Annotated in this window: 18 protein-coding genes; 10 read left to right on the forward strand and 8 right to left on the reverse strand. The window is 72.3% G+C overall.

Annotated elements, in window-relative coordinates; translation table 11 throughout:
• Positions 1-65: 65 nt before the first annotated feature.
• Both PV789_RS07695 and allB read left to right on the forward strand, forming a co-directional pair.
• The gene (locus tag PV789_RS07695; RefSeq protein WP_274976774.1) at positions 66-1,370 is read left to right on the forward strand and encodes a DUF6986 family protein; all 1,305 of its coding nucleotides are present in this window, start codon (positions 66-68) and stop codon (positions 1,368-1,370) included.
• Positions 1,371-1,375: 5 nt separating this feature from the next.
• Positions 1,376-2,725, forward strand: coding sequence for an allantoinase AllB (gene allB / locus PV789_RS07700; protein WP_274976775.1), 1,350 nt, complete (start codon positions 1,376-1,378; stop codon positions 2,723-2,725).
• Between the two features lie 60 nt (positions 2,726-2,785).
• On the opposite strand, the gene alc is transcribed toward allB, so the two are convergent.
• From alc to uraD, 6 genes are all read right to left on the reverse strand, one after another.
• On the reverse strand, positions 2,786-3,913 hold the full coding sequence (gene alc / locus PV789_RS07705) for an allantoicase (RefSeq protein WP_274976776.1): 1,128 nt from the start codon (positions 3,911-3,913) through the stop codon (positions 2,786-2,788).
• An 89-nt stretch (positions 3,914-4,002) separates the two neighbouring features.
• On the reverse strand, positions 4,003-4,941 hold the full coding sequence (locus tag PV789_RS07710) for a LysR family transcriptional regulator (protein WP_274976777.1): 939 nt from the start codon (positions 4,939-4,941) through the stop codon (positions 4,003-4,005).
• Positions 4,942-5,042: 101 nt separating this feature from the next.
• Entirely contained in the window at positions 5,043-6,551 is a 1,509-nt protein-coding gene (locus tag PV789_RS07715) for a nucleobase:cation symporter-2 family protein (protein WP_274976778.1), read from the reverse strand.
• Positions 6,552-7,029: 478 nt separating this feature from the next.
• A complete protein-coding gene (gene pucL / locus PV789_RS07720) occupies positions 7,030-7,926 on the reverse strand; it encodes a factor-independent urate hydroxylase (RefSeq protein ID WP_274978075.1) in 897 nt (298 codons plus the stop codon).
• A gap of 233 nt (positions 7,927-8,159) precedes the next feature.
• Positions 8,160-8,498: a hydroxyisourate hydrolase gene (uraH, locus tag PV789_RS07725; protein WP_274976779.1), complete on the reverse strand. Its 339-nt coding sequence runs from the start codon at positions 8,496-8,498 to the stop codon at positions 8,160-8,162.
• Complete coding sequence (gene uraD / locus PV789_RS07730; protein WP_274976780.1) at positions 8,495-9,043, reverse strand: 2-oxo-4-hydroxy-4-carboxy-5-ureidoimidazoline decarboxylase; 549 nt, start codon at positions 9,041-9,043, stop codon at positions 8,495-8,497. The genes uraH and uraD overlap by 4 nt, the downstream gene beginning before the upstream one ends.
• A 411-nt stretch (positions 9,044-9,454) precedes the next feature.
• Here uraD and PV789_RS07735 point away from each other — a divergent pair, with 411 nt between their 5' ends.
• The 4 genes from PV789_RS07735 (at position 9,455) to PV789_RS07750 (ending at position 13,729) form a co-directional block, all read left to right on the forward strand.
• A complete protein-coding gene (locus tag PV789_RS07735; protein ID WP_274976781.1) occupies positions 9,455-10,252 on the forward strand; it encodes a hydroxypyruvate isomerase family protein in 798 nt (265 codons plus the stop codon).
• Between the two features lie 82 nt (positions 10,253-10,334).
• On the forward strand, positions 10,335-11,225 hold the full coding sequence (locus PV789_RS07740) for a 2-hydroxy-3-oxopropionate reductase (RefSeq protein ID WP_274976782.1): 891 nt from the start codon (positions 10,335-10,337) through the stop codon (positions 11,223-11,225).
• Positions 11,226-11,435: 210 nt separating this feature from the next.
• Positions 11,436-13,151: a glyoxylate carboligase gene (gcl, locus tag PV789_RS07745; protein WP_274976783.1), complete on the forward strand. Its 1,716-nt coding sequence runs from the start codon at positions 11,436-11,438 to the stop codon at positions 13,149-13,151.
• A gap of 227 nt (positions 13,152-13,378) precedes the next feature.
• A complete protein-coding gene (locus PV789_RS07750; RefSeq protein ID WP_274976784.1) occupies positions 13,379-13,729 on the forward strand; it encodes a hypothetical protein in 351 nt (116 codons plus the stop codon).
• 52 nt (positions 13,730-13,781) lie between these two features.
• On the opposite strand, the gene PV789_RS07755 is transcribed toward PV789_RS07750, so the two are convergent.
• Positions 13,782-13,946 (reverse strand): type II toxin-antitoxin system VapB family antitoxin, encoded by a 165-nt coding sequence (locus tag PV789_RS07755; protein WP_274976785.1) that lies wholly within the window; start codon positions 13,944-13,946, stop codon positions 13,782-13,784.
• A gap of 73 nt (positions 13,947-14,019) precedes the next feature.
• On the opposite strand from PV789_RS07755, the gene relB reads away from it, so the two are divergent.
• From relB to leuA, 4 genes are all read left to right on the forward strand, one after another.
• Complete coding sequence (relB, locus tag PV789_RS07760) at positions 14,020-14,244, forward strand: type II toxin-antitoxin system RelB family antitoxin (protein ID WP_274976786.1); 225 nt, start codon at positions 14,020-14,022, stop codon at positions 14,242-14,244.
• A complete protein-coding gene (locus PV789_RS07765; RefSeq protein WP_274976787.1) occupies positions 14,228-14,500 on the forward strand; it encodes a type II toxin-antitoxin system RelE family toxin in 273 nt (90 codons plus the stop codon). Before relB ends, PV789_RS07765 begins: the two co-directional genes overlap by 17 nt.
• Positions 14,501-14,651: 151 nt before the next feature.
• Positions 14,652-15,713, forward strand: coding sequence for an alkene reductase (locus PV789_RS07770; RefSeq protein WP_274976788.1), 1,062 nt, complete (start codon positions 14,652-14,654; stop codon positions 15,711-15,713).
• A gap of 442 nt (positions 15,714-16,155) precedes the next feature.
• Positions 16,156-17,856, forward strand: coding sequence for a 2-isopropylmalate synthase (gene leuA / locus PV789_RS07775; RefSeq protein WP_274976789.1), 1,701 nt, complete (start codon positions 16,156-16,158; stop codon positions 17,854-17,856).
• Between the two features lie 66 nt (positions 17,857-17,922).
• Here leuA and PV789_RS07780 read toward each other — a convergent pair whose 3' ends face one another.
• Positions 17,923-18,633 (reverse strand): DUF2625 family protein, encoded by a 711-nt coding sequence (locus PV789_RS07780; protein WP_274976790.1) that lies wholly within the window; start codon positions 18,631-18,633, stop codon positions 17,923-17,925.
• Positions 18,634-18,695 lie beyond the last annotated feature (62 nt).

Genomic DNA, 18,695 nt, shown 5'->3' on the forward strand with positions numbered 1-18,695 from the left:
GTTATTCCGGATAGCAAAAGTTACTATCCACGATAGGAAAAACTAGCCTGGGAGGGGACATACACGTGCAACAGGACCGGTCCGAGAACCGCCGCAGGGAGCCCGATCTCGGCCTGGACGTGCTCACCGCCGGGCTGAACGCCCGCCTGGCCGACGCCGACGCCCGACTCGTCCGCGACTACCCGGGCTCCTCCGGCGCCCGCCAGCCGGTGCACACCGTCTACGTCCCCGCGGACCGGGTCCGGGCCGGCCTGGTCCGGGAGTGGGGCGAGGCGGCCCTGAGCAGCCTGGACGAGTACGCGCCCGACGCCGCGGCACTGGCCGCCGCCACCGGTGTGGACGGGGACGCCGTGGCCGGGGTCCTGCCCCGCCTGCGCGACAAGCTCGTCCGCGAGCCGGTCGAGGACCTGCGCGTGGACCTGGAGGACGGCTACGGCGACCGGGGCGACGCACAGGAGGACGGCGACACCGTCGCCGCCGCCCGCGCCCTGTGCTCCGACATCGAAGCCGGGCAGGCCCCGCCCGTCCTCGGCGTCCGGATGAAGGGCATGGAGGCGGCCGGACGCGCCCGCGGCGCCCGCAGCCTCGCGCTGTTCCTGCACACCCTCCTGGAGGAGCTGGGCGGCCTGCCGGACGGGCTCGCGCTCACTCTGCCCAAGATCACCTCCGTGGAGCAGGTCGAGGCGATGGTCTGGCTCACCGAGGAGCTGGAGCGGCGCCTGGAGCTGCCCGAGGGGCGGCTGCGCTTCGAGTTGCAGATCGAGACCCCGCAGTCGGTCCTGCTCCCCGACGGCACGGTGGCCGTCGCCCGCATGATCGGCGCCGGACAGGGCCGGGTCAGCGCCCTGCACTACGGCACCTACGACTACAGCGCCGCCTGCGGGATCACCGCCGCCTACCAGAGCATGGCCCACCCGGTCGCCGACCACGCCAAGGCCGTCATGCAGGTGGCCGCCGCCGGAACGGGCGTGTGGCTCTCCGACGGCTCCACCAACGTGCTGCCCGTGGGCTCGGCCGAGGAGGTGCACGCCGCCTGGCGCCTGCACGCCTCCCTGGTCCGCCGCTCCCTGGAGCGCGGCTTCTACCAGGGCTGGGACCTGCACCCGCACCAGCTGCCCACCCGCTACCTGGCCACCTACGTCTTCTACCGCGAGGCCTTCGCGCCCGCCGCCGCGCGCCTGCGCGCCTACCTCGGCGCCGTGTCCGGCGGCGTGCTGGACGAGCCCGCCACGGCTCAGGCGTTGGCCGCCGCCCTGGTGAGCGGGGTACGCTGCGGGGCGCTGGACGAGGCCGAGGTGGCCGACGCCGCCGGAACCGACACCCGCACACTCGTCGACCTGGCCAGCCGACGGGTGGGACAGGAGCAGTGACACACATGACCCAGCACGATCTCGCCGTCCGCGCCCGCCGCGCCCTCACCCCCGAGGGGGAGCGGCCCGTCACCGTCGGGGTGCGCGACGGGCGCGTGGTCAACGTCCTGGAGGGGGAGTCCGCGCCGCTCATCGCCCGCCGCGAGATCACCCTGGCCGAGGACGAGGTGCTGCTGCCCGGCCTGGTCGACACCCACGTGCACGTCAACGAGCCCGGGCGCACCGAGTGGGAGGGCTTCGCCACCGCCACGCGGGCCGCCGCCCTTGGCGGGATCACGACCCTGGTCGACATGCCGCTCAACAGCGTGCCGCCGACCACCACCGTCGCCGGGCTCGACGCCAAGCGGGCCGCCGCCGAGGGCAAGCTCGCCGTGGACGTGGGCTTCTGGGGCGGGGCGGTGCCCGAGAACAGCCGCTCCGGAGCCACCAAGGAACTCGCCGCGCTCTGGGAGCGCGGGGTGTTCGGGTTCAAGGCGTTCCTGTCCCCGTCGGGGGTGGAGGAGTTCGGCCACCTGTCCCCGGACGAGCTGTACTCGGCCGCGGAGGCGATCGGGGAGTTCGGCGGACGGCTCATCGTGCACGCCGAGGACCCCGGCGTCCTGGAAGGGGCGCCGCCCGCGGCCGGGCGCGACTACGCCGCCTTCCTGGCCTCGCGGCCCGACACCGCCGAGAACGAGGCGATCGCCCGGGTGATCGACGTGGCCAGGGCCACCGGCACCCACGCGCACGTGCTGCACCTGTCCAGCGCCTCCGCGCTGCCGCTGATCGCCCAGGCCAGGGCCGAGGGCGTGCCGCTGACGGTGGAGACCTGCCCGCACTACCTCACCCTGGAGGCCGAGGGCGTGCCCGCGGGGGCCACCCAGTACAAGTGCTGCCCGCCCATCCGGGACGCGGCCAACCGCGACCTGCTGTGGCGCGCGCTGGCCGACGGGCTGATCGACTGCGTGGTCAGCGACCACTCGCCCAGCACCCCCGACCTCAAGGACCTGGACACCGGCGACTTCGGTACCGCGTGGGGCGGGGTGTCCGGCCTCCAGGTGGGCTTCTCCGCGGTGTGGACCGAGGCCCGCCGCCGCGGCGGCTCCCTGGCGGACGTGGTGCGGTGGATGTCGTCCGGGCCCGCGCGGGTGGCCGGACTGCTCGGCAAGGGAGCCATTGCGGAGGGCGCCGACGCCGACTTCGCCGTGGTCGCCCCGGAGGAGTCCTTTCGGGTGGACGTGCGCGCACTGGAGCACCGCAACCCGGTGAGCCCCTACGACGGGGCCGAACTGCTCGGGCGGGTGCGCCGCACCGTCCTGCGCGGACGGGACGTGGGGCCTGACGACAGGGCCGGGCGGATGCTGGTCCGCCGGTAGGAACGGCGACGGGCCGCCGCCGGGACGTTCCCGGCGGCGGCCCGGTCGTTCGCGCGGGGGTCAGCCCCGCAGCTCGCGCCAGCGGTCGCGCAGGTGGTCGGCCCCGGCCGTGGTCAGGGAGCCGAAGACGTTGAGGCGCGCGATGCCGCCGTCGGGGTAGACGTCGGTGCGCACGTGGGTGGCGGTGACCGGGGTGTCCAGGACGAAGCGGTGGGCGCTGTCGGGCTCCAGCCGGGTGCGGGGGACGATCTCGAACCACGCGTCGGGGGTGTCGGAGTGCGCGTCGCGCCCCAGGACCGCCACCCAGCCCGCGGCGTTGCCCTTGAGGTAGGCGGTGTCCAGCTCCAGGGCGCGGACGGTGGCCTGGGCGGTGAGGCGGAAGCGCACCCAGTCGTGCTCGGTGTCGCGGCGGCGCCGGTTCTCCCAGCCGTCGTCCATCTTCTGCGAGCGGCCGGGGGCGATGATGTTGTCCGGCGAGGAGTAGAAGCGGTCCGAGGCGTCCTCGACCATGCCGCCGTTGACCAGGGCGGCCACGTCGAAGCCGCCGAGGGCGGTGAGCCAGTCGGGGTCGGGCACGGGCTCGCCGTACACGCGCAGTCGGGCCACGCCGCCGTCGGGGAACTGCTTGAGGCGCAGGTGGGTCCACCGGCGCCCGGTGTCCACCTCGAAGGTGTTGGCGGCGTGCCCGTACACGAAGGCGCGGGGGACGATCCCGGTCCACTCCGCCTTGAGCAGCTCGTCGGTGGTGGGGGTGCCCTCCAGGTGGACGGCCTCGACGCTGACCTCGCGGGGGTGGTTGCCGCGGAAGTGCGCGGTGTCCACCACCACGCCGCGGACCAGGCCGGGCAGGCCGAGGCGGACCAGGGCCCAGTCGTGGTCGTCGGCCGCGGGGTGGGGCTGGTCGCCGCTCACGCCGCGGCGCCTGCGGGTCTCCCAGCCGTCCATCACCTTGCCCTTGTGCCCGAAGGCGTGCGGGTCGAACACGGCCGGTTCGGGCAGCAGCAGGTTCTCGCGCTGGGCGAAGAACTCGTCGTTGGCCGCCACGACCCCGGCGCCCAGGCGCCGGTCGGCCAGGTCGACCAGGGCCGAGAAGTCCAGGTCGGCGCCCCGGTAGTCGGCGTAGGGGTCGCCGCCCGCGTAGGGCCGGGCGTTGTAGGCACGTGGATCGGTGGGCTGGGCCCCGCTCATGTCTCTCCCGAAAAAAGTGGACGTGTCGGACATGTCCAGAGTCCCAAGAGAGAACGATTACTTCCAGCGAAAGTTTCTGATCATTCTGTTCAGCTGAGCTGAACAGATGGGCCGCCCAGGTCCGCTGCGGTGTCGGCCAGGGCGCGCAGCACCACCGCGACCTGGGGGCGCCCGCCCGCCCCGGAGCGCACGGCGGAGACCACGTGGCGGCGCGGCTGGTCGGAGTGCAGCACCCGCAGGCTGACCCCGGGGGTGCCGTCCGCGGCGGCCAGCCGGGGGACCAGCGCGACGCCCATGCCCGCCGCCACCATGTCCAGGATGGCCCTCCAGTCGGAGGCCACGTGCGCCTGCCCTGGGACGAACCCCGCCTGGGCGCACGAGGCGACGGTGATGTCGCGCCAGGGACCCGACGCCCCGTAGATCCACGGCTCCTCGGCCAGGTCGCGCAGGCGCAGGGCGCGGGAGTCGGCCAGGCGGTGGTGGGCGGGCAGGGCCGCGTCCAGGGGGTCGGTGAGCAGCTCGCGCCGGTCGTAGCGTCCGTCGTGGCCGGTGGGGGCCTGGGCGGCCAGGGACAGGCCGACGTCGATCTCGCCCGCCGACAACAGGTCGTAGACCTCGGCCGCCTCGGCTTGGTGCACCCGCGTGGTCAGGCCGGGGTGGGCGCGCCGCAGGGCGCCCAGCGCGGGCACCACGAGGCTGGGGATGGCGGTGGCGAAGGCGCCCACGCGCACGTGCCCGGCCTCACCCCTGGCGAAGCCCTCCAGTTCGGCCTCGGCCCGCTCCAGCTGGGCCAGGACGATGTCGGTGTGGCGCAGCAGGGCGTGCGCGGCGTCGGTGAGGCGGACCCGCCGCCCGTGCGCCTCCAGCAGGGCGACCCCCACCTGTTGGGAGAGGGAGGAGAGCTGCTGGGACACGGCGGAGGGGGTCATGCACAGGGCCTCCGCCGTGGCCCGGACGGTCCCGAACTCCTCCAGGGCGCGCAGGACGCGGAGTTTGCGAAGATCCCAGTCGGTCACCCTCTCAGGCATACCATTCAGCCGCCCTGAACGGAACGCCGGTGTCCGCGGGGATCCCGCGGACACCGGCTCCGGGGGCGGGGGCGGGGGCGCGGCCCCGGCCCGGCGACGGATCACGCCCGGGGCTTGTCCAGGGGCTCGAAGCCCCCGTCGCGGTAGGCCTCCCGGGCCTGGTCGGTGTACTTGGCCTCCCCGGGACCGGCGCTGCCGATCTCCTCGGCGTCGATCTCGGCCGGGGCGGCGGAGCCCCCGCGGCCGATCACGTTGAAGCACACGTTGAGCACGATCGCCACGACGGCCGCGCCGATGATGCCCGAGTGCGCGACCAGCTCCACCGACTCGGGCAGGAACGCGTAGAAGGTGGGGTAGGCCAGCGGGATGACCGCCACGCCCACGGAGGCGGCCACCAGCACCAGGTTGAGGTTGTTGGTGAAGTCCACCTTGGCCAGGGTCTTGACGCCGCTGGCGGCCACGCTGCCGAACAGCACCAGGCCCGCGCCGCCGAGCACGGGCGTGGGGATGGCCGCCATGGCGCCGCCCAGCACCGGGAACATCCCCAGCGCGACGAGGATGCCCGCGCCGGTGGCCACCACGTAGCGGCTGCGCACCTTGGTCAGGGCCAGCAGTCCGATGTTCTGCGCGAAGGAGCTGGTGGGTGTGGCGCTGAAGACCGGTCCGATGAGCGAGCCGCTCACGTCGGCGCGCAGGCCCGCCGAGATGCGCTTGGCGTCCACCTTCGAGCCGGTGATCTCCCCGACCGCGATGATGTGCGAGGCCCCCTCGGTCAGCACCACGAGCATGATGACGCACATGGTGACGACCGCGGCGACCTCGAACCGGGGCGCGCCGAAGTAGAACACCGAGGTCGGGTCGAACACGACGTCGGCCTCGCCCACCCGGCTGAAGTCGGCCATGCCCAGGGGAACGGCGACCAGGGTGCCCACGAGCAGGCCCAGGAGGATGGACAGCCGTCCCCAGATACCGGGCAGGACCCGGGAGCCGAGCACGATCACCCCGAGGGTGAGCCCGGCCAGCCCGAGGTTGGCCAGGGGCGCGGCCGGGACCGCGGAACCGTCCTCCAGGGTGCGGACGCCGCCGTCCATGATCCACCGCGCCGCCACCGGCATGAGGCTGACGCCGATGACGGTGATGATGGTGCCCGTGACGATCGGGGGGAAGAAGCGGATCAGCTGCCCGAAGAACGGCGTCAGCGCCAGGGCGAAGAGCCCGGCGGCCAGGGAGGCGCCGAAGGCCACGGGCAGGTTCTCGCCGTCCTGCCCGGCGGCCAGGGAGGTGATGGCGCTGACGGGGACGAAGGAGCAGGCCACCACGATCGGCATCTGCGCGCCGACGCGCCGGTGGCCCACGGTCTGCATGAGTGTGGCGAACCCCGCCACGAGGAGCGCGCCGCTGACGAGGATGCCCATGGCGGCAGGGTCGTTCGCGAGCCCGGCGGCGGCGCCGATGACGAGGGCCGGCGCCACCGCGCCGGCGTACATGGTGAGGATGTGCTGGAGCCCGTAGACCAGGAGCAGCCGCGCGGGCAGCTTCTCGTCCTCGGGGCGGGGGGAGGAGGCGGCGTTCGTTGTGGCCGAGTCCTTCGCGGACGGACTGTTCGACATGGCCAGTTTCCAGCCTTTGCGATCGGCGGCCACCCCGGAGGGGGCCGAACTCTCGGGCACGGGGCCCGGTGGTGTCGCACCGGCCCGGCACCTCCGTCAGGGGGGCGCCGGAGCCGGGGGAGGGCCCGCCGCGGCGGGCCAGGGCCCGTGGCACGGCTGTGCGCGCGGGTCACGGGGGTGTCGGTGCGCGCGCCCGGCGGGGCGCCGGGTCCGCGGACGGGACCGCGAGGAGAGGGCGGTCCCGCCCGCGGGGCACTCGCCGGAGCGCTCACCGGGGAGCGCCCGGGCACGGGCGGGGCAGGGCTTTCTCCGTCAGGGGGCGCCGGGGGCTGCCGCCCCGAGGCGCCGCTGTGCCTGCTTCAACCCGATTCCCGTTCTCCGGGCGCCCGGACACAAGAAGGACTGCGCGCAGCGTCCGTTGGGGGTGGTGGCGGGCGACGGGTGGGACGAAGCGGAGCGGAGGTCCCAAAAACACTGCCTAGACGAAGCCGGGGACGGTCTTCCAGGCGTCGCCGGGCTCGGGGGCGTCGTCGCGCTCCACGGTGGCCTCGATCTTGCCGTAGGGCCGGTCGGCGGCGAAGAAGACCTCGTTCGGGTTGTCCAGGCCGAACGGGGACAGGTCCACCAGGAAGTGGTGGTTGTTGGGCATGGAGAAGCGGATCTCGGCGATCTCCGGGTGCGCCTCCAGGACGGCCCTGCCCATCTCGTAGAGGGTCTGCTGCAGCGCCAGGCTGTGGGTCCGGGCGAAGGCGTCCAGGCACAGGGCGCGCACCGAGGCGTAGGCACTGTCGAAGTCGTGCTCCACACCCACGTAGCGCCAGCGTGCGGTGACGTCGGTGGCCAGGATCCGGTCGGTGGTCTCGGGCAGCGTCGTGTACTTGGTCTTGGGGAAGCCGTGGAACTCCGAGCCGGTGGACTTGAGCACGGACAGGCCCTCGAAGCCCGAGACCACCCACTCCCGGCCGCCCGTCTTGGTGACGACGGCGGTGCGGGTCTCGGCGCCCCTGCGCGAGAACGCGTGGTCGTGCGGGCCGGAGGAGGTCCGGATCCGCTCCCAGGAGTACTCCTGCACCTCCTGGCGGGCCCCGTGCACGTACTCGTGCTCGTCCACGAAGTGGCGGGCCAGGCGCAGGGCGAAGTCCTCGACGGCGCCGACGCCGCCCCACTCGCGGGCCTTGGCGTAGACGGTGTTCTTCTGGGTGTCGGTCGGCAGGCAGGTGCTGTTGTCGCCGAGGGTGTGCACCGTCTCCAGCTCTCCGCGCAGCTGGGAGGTGACGTTGACGTCCTTGATCCGGTGGACGTCGGTGTCGCGGTTGACGTGGACGAGGCGGACCTCGGCCTTGCCGTACTGGTTGTCTCCGAGTCGGATGCCCATCAGGGTGAACTCCATCCGTGTGATGCGTGAAGTCGTCATCGTTCGCGCCGTGGCGCAGTGCTACGAGGGAGGACCGCTGTGGTCGTGCGGAAGGACCTGTCGCGCACTCGAAGATTCAGGCTTGCCCTGGCCGGCGAGGATCTCCTGCCCGCCGCTCCCTTCCCGGTCGGCCGTGCCGCCGCGGTGGTCTGTGTGGGTGGTGTCGAGGGGGAGGGCGCGTGGCGCCCGCCGGTCTAGGAACCCCGGTAGGTCGAGTAGGCGAACGGGCTCAGCAGCAGCGGGACGTGGTAGTGGGCGTCCTCGTCGGCGAGGTCGAACACGATGGCGACCTCGGGGTAGAAGCCGCGCTGGCCGGTCGCCGCGAAGTAGGCGCCGGTGTCGAAGACGATCCGGTGGAAGCCCGCGGGGAGCCGGTCGGGGCCCAGGTCGGGCACGCGTCCGTCGTCGTCGGTGCGGCCCTCGGCGACGGTCCGCCAGGACCCGGCTCCGTCGGCGGCCTCCAGCAGCACGGGCACGCCGCGGGCGGGGCTGCCCAGGGCGGCGTCCAAGACGTGGGTGGTGACGTGGCTCATGCGTCCTCCAGGAGTTTGACGAGGCGGAGTCCGGCGATCCGCCGCAGCTCCCCGCCGACCACGGCCAGCTCGGTGCCGCGGTCGTTGGACAGGCGTGCGACCAGGTCGGCGAGGAGTTCGCGGCTGGAGCGCCCGCTCGCGCAGACGAGGTAGATCTGCCCGAATCTGTCCTCGTACTCGCGCTGGGCGTGGGCGAAGACCCGCTGGACGCGCACGGAGGCGTCGTCGGTGTCGGAGGCGAAGGCGGACTGCTCCCCGCGCGACCAGGCGGCCTCGGTGCCGGCGCCCCCCGCCTTCTCCCCGATGCGGGGGTGGCGGGCCAGGGCGGAGGCGACCTCGTCGGCGGTGACCGCGCGCGCGTGCCCGTCGGCCGAGGCCAGCAGGGCCTCGCGGTCGGGGAAGGGCGCCTCGGACGCGACGGCCGCGACCCAGCGGTCCACGTCCAGGCACTGCGCGAGCGCGGCGCGCAGCTCCTGTTCGGACAGCGCGTTCAGGCGGGCCAGGCCGGGGTCGGGCCCGCTCTGCGGCTCCTCCGGGGTGCTCATGTGGTCTCCCCTGACTTGGCGCGAACCCCGGGTTCCCGTCCGTGGGACGGCGTACCGCCGCGGCCCCCGCCAAGAATTTTCGTAGTGCAGATACCTAATTCCGTATTACGGATTGGGGGGACTCTAGTTGATGCGAGTGTGACCTTGTCAACACTCGCAAGGGGAGATCTGCGAAAAATAACCCGTTCTGTGCCCGAGCACAAAGAAGGTCCGACCTTCTCGCCGTCACCCGGAGTCCACGACGGGTTCCGGGGGGTTCGCGGGACCGGTGCGGCCGGAGCGGCGCAGGGGGTGCGAGGGGAACGGGCTCCGGGGTGGTTGACAAGCGGGGGTGCTCCGGCACACACTTCAATCATTCCTTAAAGCGAAAACTACTTTCCGCATTGTGGAAGTAGATGCTGGAGGCAAGGTATGAGCCACACCCTGGGGTACACGGTGAACTGCTCGCTGCTGTTCACCGAGCTCCCCCTCAACGACCGCCCCCGGGCGGCGCGGGAGGCGGGCTTCGACGCCGTCGAGTTCTGGTGGCCGTTCGAGAGCCCGACCCCGCCCAAGGACGAGGTCGACGCCTTCGTCTCCGCCCTCGACCGGGCGGGTGTCCGTCTCAGCGGCCTCAACTTCTTCGCGGGCCAACTGCCCGGCCCCGACCGCGGCGTGCTCTCGCACCCCTCGCGCATCGCCGAGTTCCGCGCCAACATCGACGTCGTGGTGCGCATCGCCGAGCGCACGGGAGCCACGGGCTTCAACGCCCTCTACGGCCTGCGCCAGCCGGGGGTGGACCCCGGCGAACAGGACCGGACCGCCCTGGAGAACACCGTCGCGGCGGCCGAGGCCGTGGCGGCGGTCGGCGGCACCGTCCTCATCGAGCCCATCAGCGGGGCCGAGAGCTACCCCCTGACCACGGCCGCGGACGGGCTCGCCTTCGTCGCCCGGGCCGGGGAGGCGGGCGCGGACAACGTCGCCCTCCTGGCGGACCTGTACCACCTCGCCGTCAACGGCGACGACTTCGCCGCCGCGGTCCGCGACCACGCCGCCGAGTTCGGACACATCCAGATCGCCGACACCCCCGGGCGCGGCGAGCCCGGCACCGGACGGCTGCCCATCGGGGAACTGCTCACCGCCGCCCAGACCGGGGGCTACCGGGGGCTCGTCGGCCTGGAGTACAAGCCGACCGTGCCCAGCGCCCAGAGCTTCGGCTGGCTCAACTGATCCCCAGCCGCGCACCCCGCCACCAGCCACACGGCACCAGCAGCACAGCACCAGCCGCACACCAGTCACGAAGGGGGCCCTCGTGCCCGTCAGGAAGATCGCCTTCATCGGCCTGGGGATCATGGGCCTGCCCATGGCCGTCAACCTCGTCCGCGCCGGGTACACCGTGACCGGCCACAACCTCACCCCCGAGCGCGTCGACGCGCTGGTCGCCGAGGGCGGCCTGCGCGGGGGCAGCGTCGCCGGTGCCGTCGCCGACGCCGACGCCGTCATCACCATGGTCCCGGACTCCCCGGACGTGGAGGAGCTCATGCTCGGCCAGGGCGGCGTCTTCGAGAGCGTCAAGCCCGGCACCCTGGTCATCGACATGAGCACCATCCGTCCCGACGTGTCCCGCTCGGTGGCCGAGACCGGGGCCGAGCGCGGCCTGCGCGTCCTGGACGCCCCCGTCAGCGGTGGCGAGGCGGGCGCGGTCGAGGCCAAGCTCTCCATCATGGTCGGCGGCGCCGCGGAGGACTTCGAGGCCGCCCGGCCGCTCTTCGACGTCCTGGGCACCACCCCGGTCCTGGTCGGCCCGAGCGGCTCCGGCCAGACCGTCAAGGCGGCCAACCAGCTCATCGTCGCGGGCAACATCCAGCTCCTGGCCGAGGCCCTGGTCTTCCTGGAGGCGCACGGGGTGGACACCGAGTCCGGCCTGGAGGTCCTGGGCGGCGGGCTCGCGGGCAGCACCGTGCTCCAGCGCAAGGGCGCCGCCATGCGCACGCGCGACTTCACCCCGGGCTTCCGGATCGCCCTGCACGACAAGGACATGCGCATCGTCACCGACTCCGCGCGCGCCGCCGGGGTCGCGATCCCGCTGGGCTCGCAGGTCGCGCAGTACGTCGGCGCGCTCAAGCACCAGGGCCACGGCGGCCTCGACCACTCCGCGCTGCTGAAGATCGTCGAGCAGCTCTCCGACGGCTCCGGGAAGTAGCGGACCGGCGCTTTCCGGACACCAGGGCCCGCACCCGGCCCCGAGCCGTCCGCCCCCGGTGTTGGCCGCACCGGCGGACACGGCCCGCGCACCGTCCGGGCCCGCCCGCGGGCTCTCCCGCACCCCGGCAGCACCACGGCACCACCCCTGGCACCCAGCTTCACCACCACACAGCCACCAGCACCCCCAGCACTGAAGGGTTCGCTTCCCATGCCACAGATGCCCGCGATGAACGCGGTCGTGGAGGTCCTCAAGGACGAGGGCGTCGACACGGCCTTCGGCTGCCCCGGCGCGGCCATCCTGCCCCTCTACAAGGCGATGGAACAGGTCGGCGGCATCGAGCACCTGACCGTCCGCCACGAGGAGGGCGCCACCCACATGGCCGACGGCTGGTCACGGACCACCGGCAAAGTCGGCGTGGCCATCGGCACCTCCGGCCCCGCCGGGACCAACATGATCACCGGCCTGTACACGGCCATCGCGGACTCGGTCCCGATCGTGTGCATCACCGGCCAGCAGCGCACCGACCTGCTGGACAAGGAGGGCTTCCAGGCGGTCGACATCGTCGAGATCGCCAAGCCCGTCACCAAGTGGGCCGTCCAGATCAAGGAGGCCGCCACCGCGCCCTGGATCTTCCGCGAGGCGTTCCGGATCGCGCGGGAGGGACGCCCCGGCCCCGTCCTGGTGGACATCCCGGTGGACGTCGCCCAGCAGCTGATCGACTACGACCCCGCCATCGACGCCCCGCTCAAGGTCAACACCGTCGAGCCGCACCGGCCCCGGGTGGAGCGCGCGCTGGACATGCTGCTGGAGGCCGAACGCCCCCTGATCCTGGCCGGAGGCGGCGTCATCACCGCCGAGGCCTCCGACGACCTGCGCGCGCTGGCCGAGCACCTCCAGGTTCCGGTGCAGGTCACCCTCATGGGCAAGGGCTCCTTCGACGAGGACTCGCCCCTGTACTCGGGCATGACCGGCGTGCAGACCTCCCAGCGCTACGGCAACGCCTCCTTCCTGGAGTCGGACCTGGTCCTGGCGGTGGGCGCGCGCTTCGCCGACCGCCACACCGGGCAGATCGACGTCTACCGGGGCGAGCGCAGGTTCATCCACGTCGACATCGAGGCCACCCAGATCGGCCGGGTCTTCGAGCCCGACCTGGGCGTGGTCTCCGACGCGCGGCTGTTCCTGCGCGAACTGCTCGCCGCCGCGCGCGCCCGCGGCGCCAAGGCCGGGGTGCGGCCCTGGATCGACCGGGTAGCCGAGCTCAAGGCCACCCTGACCCGCCGCGAGGACTTCGACACGGTCCCGGTCAAGGCGCCGCGCGTCTACAAGGAGATCAACGAGGTCTTCGGCGAGGACACCTACTTCGTCACCGCGATCGGCCTGTACCAGATCTGGGGAGGCCAGCACCAGAAGGCGTACAAGCCGCGCCACTACCAGATCTGCGGCCAGGCGGGCCCGCTCGGCTGGGAGATCCCCGCCGCGATCGGCGTCAAGAAGGCGCTCAAGGACACCGAGCCGGACGCCGAGGTCGTCGGGATCGTCGGCGACTACGGGTTCCAGTACATGGTCGAGGAACTGGCCGTGGCCGCCCAGTACGACGTTCCCTACGTCATCATCATGCTCAACAACGAGTACCTGGGCCTGATCCGCCAAGCCTCGATCCCGTTCGACATGAACTACCAGGTGGACATCCACTACGACGAGTACGGCACCGACAACGTCAAGCTCATGGAGGCCTACGGGTGCTCCGGGCGCCGCGTCGTGGAGCCCGGGGAGATCCGCGAGTCCCTGGAGTGGGCCCGCAAACAGGCCCAGGCCACGTCGCGGCCGGTGCTCGTGGAGATCATGATCGAGCGCGAGGCCAACACGCCGCACGGGCCCGCGATCGACGCGGTCCGGGAGTTCGAGCCGGCCCCGGGGGCCTGACGGCGGGTGTGCCCCGTGCGGAACGCCTGCCACAGCGGACCAAACGGGGCACACCGGACACAGGTGAACCCGCCGTTACAGGGTTGTGTCCGGAGTGTTTCGCGACGTGCGTTTTCTCCGGCCCGCACCTGCGCAAACGTGGAGTCACCTTGACGACGGAGCCGCCGTGCCAGGGAGCGGGAGAACGCAACGGAGCCGTCGTCGGCACTCTCGGAAGTTGGAAAAGCATGTCCCCCCACGCGCGTTTCCTCTCTGCGGCCGCAGTCGCGGCCGTCGCGCTCGCCTCCTCCGCGTGTTCCTCCCAGAACGGGTCCGAGGAGGAGTTCCAGGAACTCCTGGCGGAGAGCGGTCTGCCCGGTGACGAACTCAGGATCACGGCACCGGACTCGGAAGGGTTCTGGTGGGCCACCTACGAGGCCACGGACGACTGTCAGCTCCAGTTCAAGTGGAACGGCACCGACCCGGTGCTGATCTACGGGGCCCAGACGGACGGTTACCTGGAGCTGGCCCCGGACGAGACCTACATAGAGTCCTTCGGCCAGGGCAAGGTCCAGCAGGCCTGCCAAGGGGAGTTCTGACCGTCCCCGGCCCCGGGCGCGCCGCCCGGGGCCGGGCCCCTGACCACCGGCTTCAGCCCCCGGCGTCCCAGATGTCCTCCCGGTGGGCGGCGGTGCGGCTCCACTCCACGACCTCGCGCAGTACGGTGTTCACCGTCTCCTCGGGTGTCGTGGTGCCCAGCAGTTCCGTCGCACGCTCCAGAAGCGCCTCGTCGACGTCGATCCACGTCCTGCTCATGACCACTCCTTGTGCGACTCGGGCCCATGCTGACCTGGTTGCTATACTTGTATAGCAACCAGGGAGGTGCGTCATGCTGGCATTGAGACTTCCGGCGGAGATCGAGGACAGACTCGAAGCCCTCGCGAAGGAGACTGGCAGGTCGAAGAGCTTCTACGCCCGGGAAGCGATCGTTGCTCACCTGGACGAGCTGGAGGAGGTCTATCTGGCCGAACGCAGGCTGGAGGACCTCAGGGCGGGGCGCAGCGGTACGACACCGCTCTCAGAGGTAATGGACGAACATGACGTGGAAAGTTGAGCTCCACGACGATGCACGTCGTGACCTGCGAAAACTGGACCCACAGGTGGTACGGAGAATTCTCCGGTTCCTGAAGGATCGGGTGGAGGGAGCGGACGACCCGCGTTGCCTCGGTGAGGCGTTGAAGGGCAGTCGCCTCGGTGACCTGTGGCGTTATCGTGTCGGCGACTACCGCGTGGTCGTCGACATCCGGGACGGACTCCTCGTCGTTCTCGTGGTGCACATCGCCCATCGCAGTCAGGTGTACCGGGACTGATCTCCGCGGTGACGTGTCCACCCGGCCAGGGCGGCGCGTGCGTGACCTGGCCAAGTGCGTACCCGGTCGACGGCCCCGCGGCGGTTCCTCCTAACGTGAGTGCGTTCCCGAGGGCACGGCCCCTCTCGACCCGCACACCACGGAGTCCTCCTTGAGCGACCTGTTCGATCCCGTCCGGATCGGCCGCCTGCACCTGCCCAACCGCCTGTTCATGGCCCCGATGACGCGCTCGCGCTGCCGCGGGGGCTCGCCCGGCGACATCACCGTCGAGTACTACGCCCAGCGCGCCTCGGCCGGGCTGATCATCACCGAGGGCATCCAGCCCAGCGTCCGCGGCCAGGGCTACACCGACACCCCCGGGCTGCACAGCGACGAGCAGGTCGCGGCGTGGCGGCGCGTCACCGACGCCGTGCACGAGCGCGGCGGGCACATCTTCGCCCAGCTCATGCACTCGGGCCGGGTCGGCCACCCCAGCCTCTACCCCGACGGCGGCCTGCCCGTCGCCCCGTCCCCCGTCGCCTCGGGCGCGTCCATGTACGACGGCAGGCAGAAGCTCGCGCACCCGGTGCCGCGCGAGATGACCGCCGCCGACATCGACCAGACCCTCGCCGACCACGCCGCGGCCGCGCGCAACGCGATCGCCGCCGGTTTCGACGGGGTGGAGCTGCACGGCGGCAACAGCTACCTCATCGAGCAGTTCCTCTCCGACGGCAGCAACCGGCGCACCGACGGGTACGGCGGCAGCGCCGCCAACCGCGCCCGCTTCGCCCTGGAGGCGGTGGACGCGGTCGTCGAGGCCGTCGGCGCCGACCGCACCGGCCTGCGGATCTCCCCGGCCAGCAGGCTCAACGGCATCAGCCAGAGCGACCCCCTGGAGCAGTACCTCGCGCTCCTGGACGGGCTGCGCGGCCGTCCCGGGCTGGCCTACCTGCACCTGACGGAGTCGGCCTCGTCCGAGTACACCGACGCGCTGCGCAAGGAGTGGCCGGGGACCTTCGTCCTCAACCCGGCCTCCGGCACCGACACCGGGCCCGCCGCCGCGGCCCTGGCCGAGGAGCGGGCGGACGCCGTGGCGATGGCCTCGGCCTGGATCGCCAACCCCGACCTGCCCGCCAGGATCAGGGCCGGCGCTCCCGTCGCGGTTCCCGACCGGGCCACCTACTACGGCGGCGACCACCGCGGCTACACCGACTACCCGGCCCTGGACGCCTGACGCGAAATCCCGTCGACGGGACCGGCCCGGCCGCCGGCGCGCGGTGACCGCGCTGCCGGCGACGGCCTCGGGTGTTGGCCGCACCCCGGGCCCCGTCGACGGGATCTGGAACAACCCCCCTAGCACTGAAGGGTTCACCGAAAATGTTACAGACCCCCCGCCGTTCTCTTGAGGTCGAGGTACCGGTAAGGGGGCGGATTCCGCCCGGTGCGTCCTCCGTGACGAGGATTCCCAGGTCATGTGACGCGCGTCCCATCATGTGGACACCGGGTACCAGCTCCGGCGGGCCGTCTGCTAGCGTGAGGACCGTTATGCTGCGCGAGCTGCTTCTCCTTAGCGGCCGCGGCGGGGGTCGTTAAAAGGTCGGCTCCCTCGCCGCGGGAATTCGGCTTGTCCTGGTCGACCATGACCAAGCGCCAGAACCACCCGAGGAGCCACCGAGATGGTGCCGCAGCAGAAGCCCAGCCCCATGCCCTTCCACCGCTACAAGCCCTTCGCGCCGGTGGACCTGCCCGACCGCACCTGGCCCTCCAAGAGCATCACCGAGGCCCCGCGCTGGCTGTCCACGGACCTGCGCGACGGCAACCAGGCGCTGATCGAGCCGATGGACCCCGCCCGCAAGCGCGAGATGTTCGAGCTGCTGGTGCGGATGGGCTACAAGGAGATCGAGGTCGGCTTCCCCGCCGCCAGCCAGACCGACTTCGACTTCGTACGCTCCCTGATCGAGGGCGACGCGATCCCCGACGACGTGCAGATCTCGGTGCTGACCCAGGCCCGTGAGGACCTCATCGAGCGCACCGTGCAGAGCCTGGTCGGGGCCAGGCGCGCCACCGTGCACCTGTACAACGCCACCGCGCCCACCTTCCGCCGCGTCGTCTTCCGCGTGGACCGCGAGGCCTGCAAGGACATCGCCGTCCAGGGCACCCGGCACGTCATGCGCTTCGCCGAGCAGTACCTGGTCGAGACCGAGTACTTCGGCTACGAGTACTCGCCCGAGATCTTCGTCGACACCGAACTGGACTTCGCCCTGGAGGTCTGCGAGGCCGTCATGGACGTCTGGCAGCCCGGCCCGGGCCGCGAGATCATCCTCAACCTGCCCGCGACCGTCGAGCGCTCCACGCCCAACGTCTACGCCGACCAGATCGAGTGGATGAGCCGCAGCCTGTCCCGGCGCGAGCACGTGGTCGTCTCGGTGCACCCGCACAACGACCGCGGCACCGGCGTGGCCTCGGCCGAGCTGGCCGTCATGGCCGGGGCCGACCGCGTCGAGGGCTGCCTGTTCGGTCACGGCGAGCGCACCGGCAACGTCTGCCTGGTCACCCTGGGCATGAACCTGTTCAGCCAGGGCGTGGACCCCAGGATCGACTTCTCCGACATCGACGAGATCCGCCGCACCGTCGAGCACTGCACCCAGCTGCCGGTCGCCCCGCGCCACCCCTACGGCGGCGACCTGGTCTACACCGCCTTCTCCGGCTCCCACCAGGACGCCATCAAGAAGGGCTTCGCCGCCCAGCAGGAGGCTGCCGACGCCGCCGGGGCCCCTGTGGAGGAGTACGTCTGGGACGTGCCCTACCTGCCCATCGACCCCAAGGACGTGGGCCGCAACTACGAGGCCGTCATCCGGGTCAACAGCCAGTCCGGCAAGGGCGGCGTCTCCTACATCATGCAGCGCGACCACTCGCTGGACCTGCCGCGCCGCCTCCAGATCGAGTTCTCCCAGGTCATCCAGAAGTTCACCGACGCCGAGGGCGGCGAGTTCGCCGCCGGGCGCATCTGGGAGATCTTCTCCCAGACCTACCTGGCCGAGGGCGGCCCGGTCGCGGTGCTGGCGCACCGCTCCACCACCGACAGCGACGGCACCTACCGGATCGAGGCCGACGCCCGGGTCAACGGCGAGATCCGCGAGCTGACCGGCACCGGCAACGGCCCCATCTCCGCGTTCTGCGACGCCCTGACCGGCGTCGACGTCAAGGTCCGCGTCATGGACTACGTGGAGCACTCCATGGGCGGGGACGGCGACGCCCGCGCCGCCGCCTACGTGGAGGCCGAGATCGACGGCCGGGTGGTGTGGGGAGTGGGCATCCACAGCAGCATCACCACGGCCTCGCTCAAGGCGCTGTGCAGCGCCATCGCGCGCGTCTGACGCGCGCACGCCCGAGGGAGCGGGGGCCGCGACCGCCGGGTCGCGGCCCCGGCCCGTTCCCGGCTGCTAGAGCAGGCCGAACGGCCCGGGGTCGGGCAGGTCCAGGGCGGCGCACGACTCCCGGTGCGCGCCGGTCAGCTCGCCCAGCGCGACCGGCCTGCGCGAGGTCGCGGCCATGTCCTGGCGCGCCTCGGCCGTCCAGGGGGAGGGGCGCAGCGACAGCCCCCGCGCCAGGTCCAGCGCCTCGGCCTCCTCGCGCCAGCCCGGCCAGCGCAGGGCGCGGTAGAAGTCCTCCAGGCGGCCGTCCAGCAGCCACAGCAGCCAGCCGGAGTAGGCCGTCTCCAGCGGCTCCCACTCCAGGGAGTCGGGCGCGAAGTAGACCATCTCCCCGGGCCTGCCGGGGTAGTCCCCGCCCTCGGCCGCGGGCCCGTTGAGGGCGAACACCCCGCCCAGCACGTCGTGGGCGACCACCAGCCGCGGCGGCGGGCCGTACACCACCGCCGCGCTCAGGTCGTTGACCTCGCCCAGACCGGGCAGCTCGGCCCCGCCGCCGCCGTGGACGCGCAGCCACCCGCCGTCGAGGAGCAGGCCGCCGGACTCCAGCGCCATCGCGCCCAGGAAGGACCGCGCGGTCACCTGGAGGCGGTGCAGGCACGTGCGGCCCCGCTCGGGGTCCACGGACAGGGCGCGCACGGCGGCCCCGCCCCGCTCCAGGCGTTCGGACAGCAGCGGCCAGGCGGGTTCTTCCACCTCGACCAGTTCACTCAGCTCGCGCACAGGGCCACCTCCCGTCGGGCCGCGAGGGGTCGCGACGGCGGTCCACACTACCGGTCGGCGCC

The sequence above is a fragment of the Nocardiopsis camelliae genome, from assembly GCF_028993595.1.
GTDB lineage: Bacteria > Actinomycetota > Actinomycetes > Streptosporangiales > Streptosporangiaceae > Nocardiopsis > Nocardiopsis dassonvillei.